The organism is Rhizobium sp. BK418, assembly GCF_004341105.1.
Classification (GTDB): Bacteria; Pseudomonadota; Alphaproteobacteria; order Rhizobiales; family Rhizobiaceae; genus Rhizobium.
Window position 1 is genome coordinate 777,867 of sequence record NZ_SLZK01000002.1, and the last position, 12,595, is coordinate 790,461.

A 12,595-nucleotide genomic window follows, 5' to 3' on the forward strand; every position below is an offset into this window, starting at 1 on the left:
CGGGATCGCTCCCGGCCGTCGAATCGCAGTGGCAATCCACCGCCTATTCGTTGATGAGGCGCTTCAGAAGCTCGATCTCATGCGAAAGTTTCGTGTCTCCGGCGATCAGTTCCTCGATCTTGCGCACGGCGTGCAGAACCGTCGTATGGTCGCGCCCGCCAAAGCGGCGACCGATCTCCGGGAAGGAGCGCGGCGTCAGCGTCTTCGACAGGTACATCGCAATCTGGCGCGGCTTGACGATCACACGCGTGCGACGGTTCGAAACCAGTTCCTGGCGCGAGACGTTGTAGTGACGCGCGACGATACGCTGGATGTCCTCGATACGCACACGACGCGGCTCACCAGAGCCGACGAGATGGGCCAGCAGTTCATCCACGCGCTCAATCGACAAGTTCGGCTCGAAGGAGCGGCGGAAAATCAGCTGATTGAAGGCGCCTTCCAGTTCGCGACCACTCGCCGTGATGTTGCGCGCGACGTGCTGCAGCAATTCGGCGGGGATTTCCAGTGATGGATCTTCGAGACGTGCAGCCGCCAGACGACGCTTGAGGATTTCGAGACGCATCTCGTAATCGGGAGCATCGAGCTCGATCGCCACGCCGCCCTGCAGACGCGAACGGACGCGCGGATCGAGCGATTCCAGCTCCCACGGCGCACGGTCGGCCGCGACGACAACCTGCTTGGCGCTGTCGAGCAGCATGTTCAACAGATGGCAGAACTCATGCTGGATCATCTTGCCCTGCAGGAACTGCATGTCGTCGATGATTAGAAGATCGATGTTGCGCAGCGAGTCCTTCAGCGTCAGCGCATCATTATCGCGGATCGCCGTCGCGAAACGCCACATGAAGTATTCGGCCGTCAGATAAACGACACGCAGACCACGCGGGTTCTGCACTGCGGCATTGGCGATCGCCTGCAGCAGATGGGTCTTGCCGAGACCCACGGTCGCATGGAGGAAGAGCGGGTTGAAGCGCACGGCGCCCTGACCTGCTTCCGCAATGGTCTTTGCGGCGGCGAGCGCTACGCGGTTGGAGCTGCCCTCGACGAAGGTGTCGAAGGTGAAGCGGGAATCCAGCGGCGAACCAAAAAGCGGCGAACCTGCGCTTGCCGGACGGGCCGCGGCGGCCACCGAAACGGCCTGTTGGACGATCTGCCCCGCCGGCTGAGCAGATGCCGGACGGCGAAGCTGCGTCGGCTGGGCAGCCGGCTCGACGGAAACCGCCTCATCCAGCGCCTTCAAGCCGGTACGCGTCGCCGTGCGTACAAGGATTTCTACCTTCAGGATTTCAGAATCTTCGGCCTGGAACAGGCTGGTGATGAGATCGAGATATCTGTTGTTGATCCACGACTTCAGAAAAGTGGTGGGAACGGAGAGACGAACGACACTCTTGGAAATCGAATGGAGCTTGAGCCGCGCAAACCAGCTTGCATAGACGTCGGGACCAACCTTTGCCTTCAGACGCGCACTGACGCGTTCAAAGAGAACGCCATGCTTCATCTCACCCTTTTCATCCGTCGCGCTCAGGTGAATGGAACCGAAAGACTGCGGTGCAGCTTCCCCGTTATCCAGCGCACCCGTCGTCATCGAATTCATCTGCATAATGCCGCCTTTCATTTCCTCGGGCGGTCATTCACTGACAGCCGCCCGATTATTCCCCGCTTTGACAAAGCCGACGCCACCCTCATGAGCCGCCCGCATGCCGGTTCACTCAAACACCGTCCCTTTCGGGACCAACACAAAAACCATTCGGTGGCCGCGCTCATGCGACAACCGTCACAAATTCCCTATGTCAGACCAGCGGTCGATCCTCGTTTTCCGCCCGCCAGCCCGAACGCAATGTTACTTTCCCCCTGCCCTTCTCCTTCGCCCTCGCGTAAAACGTGTGGCTCTGGAGAGCACAAGACATCCCGTCCCGTGACAGCCACGTCACGGTACAATGCCGTCGAGTGCGTGAGAAAACGGAAGCTGTGCGCTCCGTCGCAAGTGACACAGCGCCATCATTCTGCCGACATGGCAGTTTGGACTGACTTCTGCAGATGATGTCCGCGCCCTTTGCTGGAAGCCATTTAGGCAGGATCAAAAGGCAAGATCAACGATGAATTTTACGCAAAATTAAGAAGCGGCCATTGACTCCGGCGAGGCATTTAGGGCGTCACACCAACGTCAAAAAAGAATCGCTTTTGAATCAAGGAGATTCCCCGACTGGGCTATTTTGGACACGCATAAAAAGAAAAAAGAAAAAATCTTCTTGACTCATTTGATGCCGAGGGTTGCGTGACCAGAGTCGCAAGCTTTAAAAAGATCCTTGCGTAACTTATTGTTTTTCAACAGTTTTTCCTGTCATGCCCCTGACACGAAATCGTCGCCGAATTAACTATATCCGAGGTAGGGGCCGGAATCGAAAAAGCCCGGTAAAATTACCGGGCTAATCATAACGAGCAATTCGTTAATGAGATATTCAGGCGGTCGCAGAAGCCGAAAGGGCCTTCACACGAGCAGCGAGGCGCGAGACCTTGCGAGATGCCGTGTTGGCGTGCAGGACGCCTTTGCTTGCGGCGCGTGCCAGTTCCGGCTCAGCAGCGCGGAATGCTTCCTTTGCCTTGGCGGCATCACCGGCGGCGAGTGCCTCTTCGACCTGGCGAACATAGGTACGAACGCGCGAACGGCGAGCCTTGTTGACTGCGGTACGGCGAGCGATCTTGCGGGTCGCCTTTTTCGCCGAAGTTGTATTGGCCATGGATGCCTCTCTCAAGAATTCGAACAAACTCCGCCATTGCCGCGCTGGCCCTGCGGCCGCTCAATTCAGCAATACAGGAGCATTAGTGGAAAACCTGAGGGCTTTCCGAACCGTGGGCGGGCATATAACGCTAAAGCTCACCCACGTCAACGCGCATTTTCAAGGAAAAGCCCCTTTCCGCACGCAGCGCTTACCTGTTCTTGAAGACCGGTCTGCGCTTTTCGATGAAGGCGGCCATGCCTTCTTTCTGATCCTCGGTCGCAAACAGGCTCTGGAAGAGACGGCGCTCGAAACGCAGGCCCTCTTCCAGCGTCGTTTCGAAGGCGCGGCTAACGGCCTCCTTTGCCATCAGCACCGACGGGCGAGACAGCGATGCGATCCTGGCGGCGGCCTCCAGTGCCTCATCCATCAGCCGCTCGGCAGCAACCACACGCGATACGAGTCCCGCGCGCTCCGCTTCGGCCGCATCCATCATCCGCCCTGTCAGGATCAAGTCCATCGCCTTGGCCTTGCCGACCGCCCGCGTAAGGCGCTGGGAGCCACCGATGCCTGGAATGACGCCGAGAGTGATCTCCGGCTGGCCGAACTTCGCCGTCTCCGAGGCAATGATGAAATCGCAGAGCATGGCGAGTTCGCATCCGCCACCAAGCGCAAAGCCGCTGACCGCGGCGATAATCGGCTTGCGGGCCTTGGCGATCTCGTCCCAACCGCTGATGAAATCGCTCTTATAGACCTCCGCGAAATCGAGCGGCTGCATTTCCTTGATATCGGCGCCGGCGGCAAAGGCCCGCTCGGAGCCAGTCAACACGATCGCGCCGATCGCCTCATCTTCATGAAAGGCCGCATAGGCCAGCTTCAATTCCTTAAGGACGATCGAATTCAGCGCGTTCAACGCCTGTGGTCGGTTCAGCGTGATCAGGCCGACATTGCCGCGGGTTTCGACGATCAGGGTTTCATAGGCCATGGCGCTCTCCTATTTCTGGCAGGTGGCGCAATAGAAGGTGGAACGGCCAGCCTGCACGATGCGCGAGACCGTACCGCCACAGCCGGGCGTGCGGCAAGCCAGACCTTCGCGATCATAGACGGAAAAGGAGTGCTGAAAGTAACCGAGCGAGCCATCCGTCTGGATATGGTCGCGCAGCGACGAACCGCCAGCAGCAATCGCATCGGCGATGACATCGCGGATGGAGGTCACAAGCAGGTTCAGCGCCTCCTTCGGCTTGCCGGTTTTCGTCACAAGCGTACCGGCTGCACGCATCGGCGACAGATGCGCCCGCCACAGCGCCTCGCAGACATATATATTGCCGAGCCCGGCGATGTTCTTCTGATCCAGCAGCGCGCCCTTCAACGGCTGGGTTTTGCCGGCGAAACGCTCGGCCAGAAAAGCGGCAGACAGATCGTTGCCGGTCGGTTCCGGCCCGAGGCCGAACAGAAATGGATTGGCATCGAGCTCGGAGCGGTCGGCGATGTCCATGAAGCCGAAGCGGCGCGGGTCATTATAGATGACGCGGCGCGGGCCGCCCTCTCCTTGCAGATGGAAAATAGCGTGATCGTGCTTCTCATCCTTGAAACGCTCGCGGTGAAAATCACCAGGGATGGCCGTCAAAGGTCCCTGTTCGATCCGAAAGGAGCCGGACATGCCGAGATGGGAGATGATCGTCTTGCCGCTATCGAGATCGATCAGCAGATACTTGGCCCGCCGTCCGAGGCCGATGATCGTGCGGCCGGACACCTCGTTCTCGAACCCCTCCGGAAAAGGAAAGCGCAGGTCGCCACGGCGCAATTCCAGTCTTTCGATCCGCGCGCCCTCCATTGCCGGCGTCAGGCCACGCTTCACCGTTTCGACTTCTGGCAATTCCGGCATCTTAACCCATCTATATCTAACGTGTTTCAACCGCCCGCGATGTGCGCTATAGCGCCAACGTGCCGCGGGCGGACCGTGGCCCACAGATAGCGCCGCGCCCTCGCTTTCGCTATGGTCGCCGGGCCGAATTCTTGATGTGAACGGAGTAACTTGATGTCAGACAGCCGGACCTCCGCCGATGGCGGCATGGAAACATCCTACGGCTTCCGTGAAGTGCCGACCGGTGAGAAACAGGGTCTCGTCAACGAGGTCTTCCATAAGGTCGCCAAACGCTACGACATCATGAACGACGTCATGTCGATGGGCATGCATCGCGCCTGGAAAGATGCGATGATCGCAGCGCTGAACCCGCGCAAGGAAGCGGGTTACAAGGTGCTCGACGTCGCCGGCGGTACCGGCGATATCGCCTTCCGTATCGTCGAAGCCTCGAACCGGCAGGCGCATGCCACCGTTCTCGACATCAACGGCTCGATGCTTGCTGTCGGCGCCGAGCGGGCAGAAAAGAAAAAGCTTTCGGACAATCTCACCTTCGTCGAGGCCAATGCCGAGGACCTTCCCTTCCAGTCCAACAGTTTCGATGCCTATACGATCGCCTTCGGCATTCGCAACGTACCACGGATTGAGGTGGCGCTCTCGGAAGCCTATCGCGTGTTGAAACGTGGCGGACGGCTGCTCGTGCTGGAATTTTCGGAGGTCGAGCTGCCGATTCTGGACAAGGTCTATGATGCCTGGTCCTTCAATGCCATTCCGAAATTCGGCAAGGCTATCACCGGCGATGCCGAGCCCTACCAGTATCTCGTGGAATCGATCCGCAAATTTCCGAACCAGGAGAATTTCGCGGCGATGATCCGCATGGCCGGCTTCTCGCGCGTGACCTACACCAATTATACCGGCGGCATCGCAGCGCTGCATTCCGGCTGGAAGCTCTGATCCGCATGAGTGCTTTCGGGGCATATTTCAGGCTCGTAAGGGTCGGCTGGATTCTGGTGCGCGAAGGCGTCATTTCGGCGCTGCCTTCGGAAGGTCTGCCGCCATCCGTCAGCCTGGCAAAATCCTTTGTCGGCATGTTTGCGCGCAATCGCAGCAAATATAAGAAGCGCAGCGATCGCCTGGCACAGGCCGTCGAGCGGCTCGGGCCGTCCTATGTGAAGATCGGCCAATTCCTCGCAACGCGTCCCGATGTCGTTGGCGTCGAGTTCGCCGACGACCTGTCGCAGCTTCAGGACCGGATGGCCTTTTTCCCGGCAGCTGCTGCCAAGGCCAATATCGAGGGCTCGCTCGGACGGCCAATCAGTGATCTCTATGCGAGCTTCGGAGACCCGATTGCCGCTGCCTCCATCGCGCAGGTGCATGCAGCCGAGGTCAATACGCCACAAGGACCCAAGAAGGTCGCCGTGAAAGTCGTGCGACCGGGTGTCAGGGCGCGATTTGCCCATGACATCGAGGCGATGTACCTCGTTGCCCGCATGCAGGAACGCTTCATGCCGGGGAGCCGCCGCCTGCGGCCGGTCGAGGTGACGAAGACGCTGGAACAGACTACCAAAGTAGAGATGGACCTGCGTTTGGAAGCCGCCGCGCTTTCGGAGATCGCCGAAAATACCGAAAGGGATCCGGGCTTCCGTGTACCGAAGGTCGACTGGGAGCGCACCGGGCGCGACGTCATCACTATGGAATGGATCGATGGCGTTAAGATGTCTGACGTCGAGGGCCTGCGCGCCGCCGGCCACGATCTCAACAAACTTGCCGATACGCTGATCCAGTCCTTCCTGCGCCACACGCTGCGCGACGGCTTCTTCCATGCCGACATGCACCCGGGCAATCTCTTCGTCGACTCCAGCGGCATGATCGTCGCCGTCGACATGGGCATTGTCGGGCGCCTCGGGAAGAAGGAACGCCGTTTCCTCGCCGAGATCCTCTATGGCTTCATCACCCGTGATTACATCCGGGTGGCGGAGGTGCATTTCGAGGCAGGCTATGTGCCCGGCCACCACAATGTCGAGAGTTTTGCCCAGGCAATCCGGGCGATCGGCGAGCCGATCCACGGCCAGCCGGCCGAAACGATCTCCATGGGCAAGCTGTTGACGCTGCTTTTCGAAGTGACCGAGCTCTTCGACATGCAGACGCGGCCCGAACTTGTGATGCTGCAGAAGACGATGGTTGTCGTTGAAGGCGTCTCGCGCATGCTCAATCCGCGCTTCAACATGTGGAAGGCGTCCGAACCGGTCGTCGGCGACTGGATCAAGAACAATCTCGGCCCGAAGCGCATCGTCACCGATCTCAAGGACGGGCTGAAGGCGGCCGTAAAGCTTGCCGAAGCGGCACCTGAAATTGCCGCCCAGACCGAGAAATTTCACCATCAGCTTCTGCATATGAGCGAGCACGGGCTGCGCTTCGATGATCACACGGCGGAGGCCATCGGCAAAGCGGAAGCGCGCCACAATCGCTCGGCCAAGATAGCCCTCTGGATCATTGCGCTCACGCTTCTCTATATTGCCTGGGTAATGAGCTGATCGGGAACCGGCAAAAGCATGATGTGTTCGGCATTTGGGATATCCCGCCAGACGTAAGGCTCGCTTAGTCTCGCCTCCATGGAGATGAGCACATGAAGCACGAACGCCCCGGAATCGAACTTAGCGGCCAGCCACTGAGCTTTGCCGAGATGGTCAGGATCGGCTCCGGCAAGGTTGCACTTTCAGCATCGGCGATCGGCATGCAGCGGGTGAAGACCGCGCGCACGATCGTCGAAGATGCCATCGAAACCGGCATGCCGGTCTATGGCGCGACCACGGGTGTGGGCGCCATGAAGGATGTCGAATGGTCACCGGAGGATCTCGACGCCTTCAATCTCGGGCTCGTACGCGCCCATCACTTCGGCACCGGCACACCCTTTTCCTGCAATGTCGTGCGCAACGCCATGGCGATGCGCGTCAATACGGCGCTGACGGGCCAGGTCGGATGCACACCTGAGTTGATCGAAGCCTATATGCGGATGCTTTCGGCCGACCTCATTCCGGTCGTGCGCCGCACCGGTTCCATCGGCTGTGCCGATATCGGCCTCATGGGCCAGATAGGCGCCGTGCTGACCGGCGTCGGGGAAGCGGTCTATCGCGGCAATCGCATGCAGGCGGCCGAAGCCTTCCAGGCAGCCGGCATGGAGCCGGTTAAGATGGCGCCGCGCGACAGCCTTGCCTCGCTCAGCGTCAATGCCGTCAGCTTCGCAGCTGCCGCCGAAACGACACGCAATGCCGCGGCTTCGATCCGAGTGCTGCTGGCAACCGGCATGATGGCCTCCGGCGCGCTTGGTGCATCGCGTGATCCCTGGCGGGCAGTGCGCCATGTCGGTACGGCGCGGGAAGCTTTGATCGGTTCCTGGCTTTGCAACGCCTCCGAGGATTGGGAATGGCCGGTCGCAACCCATGTGCAGGATGCGCTGAGCCTGCGCATGATCGCCCAGGTCTTCGGCGCCGTCATCGAGAATCTGCTCTCGACTGGCCATAAGATCCTCGCCGCCACAGGTCGTTCCGATGACAATCCCGTCGTCGTCGAGGGACGGGTAATGACTTCGGGCGGCTCGCTGCCGCTGGATGTGACGATCCTGCTGGAATCGGCAGCGCTTTGCATGGCGCACGCGGCGCGCAATGCCTTCAATCGCTGCGTCCTGCTCGGCAACGGCCAGCGGCGTGACTTGCCGGTCAATCTCGTGCCGCCTGGTCGCATCGCCACCGGTTTCGGGCCGATCATCAAGCTTGCCGGCGAAATCTTCTCGCGCGTGCTCTCCATGTCGAACCCAGTCTCCGCGCAATCGCTCGTCGTTGCAGCCGGTCTTGAGGACGAGGCGGCCTTCCTGCCGCTCGTCATCGAACGTTTCGACCGGCAGATGCGGGCGCTGAAGCGTCTGGCGGCGCTGGAGGCCCTGCTTTCGGCACAAGCGATCGATATCATCGGCGACACGCCGAAGGGCGTGGCCGGCATGCTCTACGAGGTCGTGCGCAAACATGCGGCCTTCTATACCGTCGACCGGCCGCTATCTGCTGAGGTCGAGGCGATCGAGGAGGAACTCGGCTCGGATGAATTCCTCTCCAAGTTGATCGAGCAGGTGCCGATTGCCTCTTTCGACGATTTCTTCGCGCTCGGTTCACTCGAGCGTATCGAGGAGCGACTGACGCAGGAAACGGTCATCATCTGAATTCAGACCCATCGGGGGAGAAGCGGCATGGATTTCGATCTCGTTCTGCAGGGCACGGTGGTGCTGCCGGAGCGTATTATCGAGGGCGGTTATGTCACCGTTCGCGAGGGCAAGATCGCGGAAGTTGGGATCGGCGTGCCGCCGGCGGCCAAGGAACGGCACCTGCTCGGCAAGGCGCTGATCCTGCCGGGCGCCATCGATGCGCAGGTCCATTCGCTCTCGCAGAAGGACCAGGAAGACTTTATCTGGTCGACGCGTTCGGCTGCAGCCGGCGGTGTCACCACCATCGTCGACATGCCTTATGACGAAGGCAATCTCGTCTGCTCGGCAGCAGCCGTGAAGAAGAAAGTCGATCATGCCGGCCCGCAGGCCCGCGTCGATTTCGCACTCTATGGCACGGTCGATCCTGAGGAAGGTCCTATCCGCATCGCGGAAATGGTGGAAGCGGGCGTTGCCGCGTTCAAATTCTCGACCTTCGGCACAGATCCCAAACGTTTCCCGCGCATCCCGCCTGCCCTGCTAGACGCCTGCTTCGCGGCGATTGCTCCAACCGGGCTTACCGCCGGCGTGCATAACGAGGATGACGAGGCGGTGCGCACCTATGTGGAGCAGGTGAAGGCGAGCGGCATCACCGACTGGCGCGCTCATGGCCTGTCGCGCCCGCCGATCACAGAGCTGCTTGCCATGCACACGATCTTCGAGACCGGCGCCAATACCGGCTGCCCATCGCATGTCGTGCATTGCTCGCTCGGACGCGGCTACGACATCGCACGCGCCTATCGTCGTGATGGCTTTCAGGCGACCGTCGAGTGCTGCATCCACTACCTGACGCTTGACGAGGAAAACGATGTGAAACGCCTCGGCGGCAAGGCGAAGATCAATCCGCCTGTGCGCCCGCGCGCCGAAGTCGAGACGCTGTGGCGCAAGGTTGCCGAGGGCAATGTCTGGCTGGTTTCGACCGATCACGTCAGCTGGTCGGAAAATCGCAAGACCAATCCGGACATGCTTGCCAATGCGTCCGGCGTTCCGGGTCTCGAAGTCATGGTGCCGCTCTTCGTCAAGGGCGCGCTGGAGCGCGGCATTTCGCTGACATGGGCAGCGAAGCTGATGGCGGAGAATCCGGCTAAGCATTTCCGCCTCCATCATATCAAGGGCGCGCTGACACCAGGCAAGGATGCCGATATCGTCGTGCTGGAACCGAACGAGATGGTCTATGACGCTTCGGTTAGCGGCAATAATGTCGTCGGCTGGAGTCCTTATAACGGCATCCGACTGCCGTGGACTGTATCGGCCGCCTGGCTGCGCGGGCAGAAGATAACAGATGGTTCGAAGGTGCTGGCCGAGCCTGGTGCCGGGCGCTTCGTGCGGCCGCTTCCGCGACAGGTGCTTGCATGAGCCGCAATCTGCCCGTCAATCCCGGCCGGATATCAGCGGATATTGAGGCCTTGTCGGCCATCACGGAACCCGATCATCCCTGGACCCGCCGGGCCTTCTCACCGCTCTTTCTCGAAGGCCGTGCCTATCTTGAGGCGCGGATGCGGGCGATCGGCCTCGATACTAGGATCGATGCGTCCGGCAATCTTATCGGCCGGCGGGAAGGCGCAAAACCGGGCTCCGGCATCATCATGCTCGGCTCGCATTCCGACACCGTGCCTGATGGCGGACGATTCGACGGCATTGCGGGTGTGGCTGCGGCACTCGAAGTGGCCCGCGCGCTCCGCGAAAAGGAAATCCACCTCGATCACGATCTGGAGATCGTCGATTTCCTCGCGGAAGAAGTCAGCGTTTTTGGCGTCTCCTGCATCGGTAGCCGCGGCATGACCGGACAATTGCCGCAGGCATGGCTCTCCCGCACAGTCGAGGGTCGCGATCTGGCCGAAGCGATTGCCGAGGTCGGCGGGTCGCCGGGTATGCTCACCCAAGAGCACAAGCCCGATATTGCCGGCTTTCTGGAACTGCATATCGAGCAAGGCCCGGTGCTTGAAAACGAACGCAAGGATATCGCTATCGTCACGGCGATCTCGGGTATTACCCGTATCGAAATCACCGTCGAAGGTCGCGCCGATCACGCTGGCACGACGCCGATGGATTCGCGCGCCGATGCACTGGTCGCAGCCTCGCAGCTGGTGCTCGACATCCGCAATGCAGCAAGCGAGTTAGCCAAAACACCAGGTCATTTTGCGGCGACCGTCGGCGAATTCAGGATCGAGCCAAACGCCGCCAATGTGGTGCCATCGCGGGTCGTGTTGCTGATTGATGGACGAGCCGAAATCCGCGCAGATATGGAGGCCTTCTGCCGCTGGCTGGACGGCCACGCGGAAAAACTTGCTTCGGCCTTCGGCGTGTCGATCGCGCCCCCGAACCGCATCTCGGATAATTTTCCGACACCGAGCGACAAGGGCCTGCTCTCAACACTGGAGCGGGCCTGCGAGACAGTCGGCGCCAAATATCGATTCATGGCCTCGGGCGCCGGTCACGACACGGCCTGGATTGCCCGCATGGCGCCGGCTGCGATGATCTTCGTGCCTTGCAAGGAAGGGCGCAGCCACTCCCCGAATGAATGGGCTGAAAATGACGATATAGCGCTCGGCACCGCCGTGCTTTTCGAGGCGGTGCTCGAGATGGACAAGACACTTTAGGTTGGCCGCATGATCTCCTCCGAAAACAGCTTCACATTTTTCGGGATCATGCAGAGGAAGGAGCAAGCCGATGGGACGCATACTGGTTGAGAAGGACGTGGAAGCCGCCGTCAAGGGTGGCTCCGTCTATGCCGCCGGCGGTGGCGGCTGGGCGGATCACGGCCGCATGCTCGGTTATGCGGCCGTCAATGTCGGCAAGCCGGAGCTCGTCTCCATCGAGGAACTTGGCGGCGACGACTGGATCGCGACGGCTGCGGCGATCGGCGCGCCTGCCTCCACGACGCCCTGGGAAATGCAGGGCATTGATTATGTGAAGGCCGTGCAGCTTCTGCAGGAAGCGCTCGGCGAAAAATTGGCAGGCCTCATCATCGGTCAGAACGGCAAGTCCTCGACGCTGAACGGCTGGCTGCCTTCGGCGATCCTCGGCACCAAGGTCGTCGATGCCGTCGGTGACATTCGGGCGCATCCGACCGGCGACATGGGCTCGATCGGCATGGCGGGCTCGCCGGAGCAGATGATCCAGACGGCGGTCGGCGGCAATCGCGCCGAAAATCGGTATATCGAGCTGGTCGTGAAGGGCGCGACGGCGAAGATATCGCCGGTGCTGCGGGCCGCTGCCGACCAGTCCGGCGGCTTCATCGCCAGCTGCCGCAATCCGCTGCGCGCCTCCTACGTTCGCAAGAATGCCGCACTCGGTGGCATTTCCATGGCGCTAAAGCTCGGCGAGGCGATCATCGAGGCGGAAAAGAGGGGCGGATCGGCTGTTATCGACGCAATCTGCAGGACGACGGGCGGCCATATTCTGGCAGAAGGCACGATCACGAAAAAAGACGTCGTCTACACTAAGGAGGCCTTCGACATCGGCACGATCACCGTCGGCGCGGGGGACAAGGCCGTGACGCTTCATGTGATGAACGAATATATGGCGGTTGAAGATGCGGGCGGCACGCGTGTTGCGACCTTCCCGGCCGTCATCACCACGCTTTCCGAGGATGGCGAACCGCTTTCCGTCGGCCAGCTCAAGGGCGGAATGCATGTCTTCATCCTGCACGTGCCGAAGGACATTATTCCGTTGTCGGCCAGCGTGCTCGATCCGACCGTCTATCCTCCCGTCGAAAAGGCGATGGGCATCGAGATCGCACGCTATGCACTGGAGACGAGGGCCTGAGCC

The 12,595-nt window shown here is 60.7% G+C and carries 10 protein-coding genes; 6 read left to right on the forward strand and 4 right to left on the reverse strand.

The features are described from left to right. Positions 1 to 43: 43 nt before the first annotated feature. The 4 genes from dnaA to mutM form a co-directional block, all read right to left on the reverse strand. Positions 44 to 1,597 (reverse strand): chromosomal replication initiator protein DnaA, encoded by a 1,554-nt coding sequence (dnaA, locus tag EV281_RS09855; RefSeq protein ID WP_132652896.1) that lies wholly within the window; start codon positions 1,595 to 1,597, stop codon positions 44 to 46. An 859-nt stretch (positions 1,598 to 2,456) separates the two neighbouring features. After that, on the reverse strand, positions 2,457 to 2,735 hold the full coding sequence (rpsT, locus tag EV281_RS09860) for a 30S ribosomal protein S20 (RefSeq protein WP_132652897.1): 279 nt from the start codon (positions 2,733 to 2,735) through the stop codon (positions 2,457 to 2,459). 190 nt (positions 2,736 to 2,925) lie between these two features. Continuing rightward, on the reverse strand, positions 2,926 to 3,699 hold the full coding sequence (locus EV281_RS09865; protein ID WP_132652898.1) for an enoyl-CoA hydratase: 774 nt from the start codon (positions 3,697 to 3,699) through the stop codon (positions 2,926 to 2,928). 9 nt (positions 3,700 to 3,708) lie between these two features. Beyond that, a complete protein-coding gene (mutM, locus tag EV281_RS09870; protein WP_132652899.1) occupies positions 3,709 to 4,599 on the reverse strand; it encodes a bifunctional DNA-formamidopyrimidine glycosylase/DNA-(apurinic or apyrimidinic site) lyase in 891 nt (296 codons plus the stop codon). 153 nt (positions 4,600 to 4,752) lie between these two features. On the opposite strand from mutM, the gene ubiE reads away from it, so the two are divergent. The 6 genes from ubiE to EV281_RS09900 all read left to right on the forward strand — a co-directional run bounded on the left by ubiE (position 4,753) and on the right by EV281_RS09900 (position 12,592). Further along, positions 4,753 to 5,529 (forward strand): bifunctional demethylmenaquinone methyltransferase/2-methoxy-6-polyprenyl-1,4-benzoquinol methylase UbiE, encoded by a 777-nt coding sequence (gene ubiE, locus EV281_RS09875; protein WP_132652900.1) that lies wholly within the window; start codon positions 4,753 to 4,755, stop codon positions 5,527 to 5,529. A gap of 5 nt (positions 5,530 to 5,534) precedes the next feature. Then, positions 5,535 to 7,109, forward strand: a complete 1,575-nt coding sequence (gene ubiB, locus EV281_RS09880) for a 2-polyprenylphenol 6-hydroxylase (protein WP_132652901.1) — start codon at positions 5,535 to 5,537, stop codon at positions 7,107 to 7,109. A 92-nt stretch (positions 7,110 to 7,201) separates the two neighbouring features. Beyond that, entirely contained in the window at positions 7,202 to 8,785 is a 1,584-nt protein-coding gene (locus EV281_RS09885; protein ID WP_132652902.1) for an aromatic amino acid lyase, read from the forward strand. Positions 8,786 to 8,812: 27 nt separating this feature from the next. Continuing rightward, the gene (locus EV281_RS09890) at positions 8,813 to 10,180 is read left to right on the forward strand and encodes an amidohydrolase family protein (RefSeq protein WP_132652903.1); all 1,368 of its coding nucleotides are present in this window, start codon (positions 8,813 to 8,815) and stop codon (positions 10,178 to 10,180) included. Then, positions 10,177 to 11,424, forward strand: coding sequence for a Zn-dependent hydrolase (locus EV281_RS09895; protein WP_132652904.1), 1,248 nt, complete (start codon positions 10,177 to 10,179; stop codon positions 11,422 to 11,424). Before EV281_RS09890 ends, EV281_RS09895 begins: the two co-directional genes overlap by 4 nt. Positions 11,425 to 11,494: 70 nt before the next feature. Further along, positions 11,495 to 12,592, forward strand: a complete 1,098-nt coding sequence (locus EV281_RS09900; protein ID WP_132652905.1) for a DUF917 domain-containing protein — start codon at positions 11,495 to 11,497, stop codon at positions 12,590 to 12,592. Positions 12,593 to 12,595 lie beyond the last annotated feature (3 nt).

What these genes read in the sequence shown, in the direction of transcription:
- mutM (WP_132652899.1), bottom strand. Translation starts at nt 4,599, where the DNA reads ATGCCGGAATTGCCAGAAGTCGAAACGGTGAAGCGTGGCCTGACGCCG.
- EV281_RS09900 (WP_132652905.1), top strand. Translation starts at nt 11,495, where the DNA reads ATGGGACGCATACTGGTTGAGAAGGACGTGGAAGCCGCCGTCAAGGGT.
- EV281_RS09895 (WP_132652904.1), top strand. Translation starts at nt 10,177, where the DNA reads ATGAGCCGCAATCTGCCCGTCAATCCCGGCCGGATATCAGCGGATATT.
- ubiE (WP_132652900.1), top strand. Translation starts at nt 4,753, where the DNA reads ATGTCAGACAGCCGGACCTCCGCCGATGGCGGCATGGAAACATCCTAC.
- EV281_RS09865 (WP_132652898.1), bottom strand. Translation starts at nt 3,699, where the DNA reads ATGGCCTATGAAACCCTGATCGTCGAAACCCGCGGCAATGTCGGCCTG.
- rpsT (WP_132652897.1), bottom strand. Translation starts at nt 2,735, where the DNA reads ATGGCCAATACAACTTCGGCGAAAAAGGCGACCCGCAAGATCGCTCGC.
- ubiB (WP_132652901.1), top strand. Translation starts at nt 5,535, where the DNA reads ATGAGTGCTTTCGGGGCATATTTCAGGCTCGTAAGGGTCGGCTGGATT.
- EV281_RS09885 (WP_132652902.1), top strand. Translation starts at nt 7,202, where the DNA reads ATGAAGCACGAACGCCCCGGAATCGAACTTAGCGGCCAGCCACTGAGC.
- EV281_RS09890 (WP_132652903.1), top strand. Translation starts at nt 8,813, where the DNA reads ATGGATTTCGATCTCGTTCTGCAGGGCACGGTGGTGCTGCCGGAGCGT.
- dnaA (WP_132652896.1), bottom strand. Translation starts at nt 1,597, where the DNA reads ATGCAGATGAATTCGATGACGACGGGTGCGCTGGATAACGGGGAAGCT.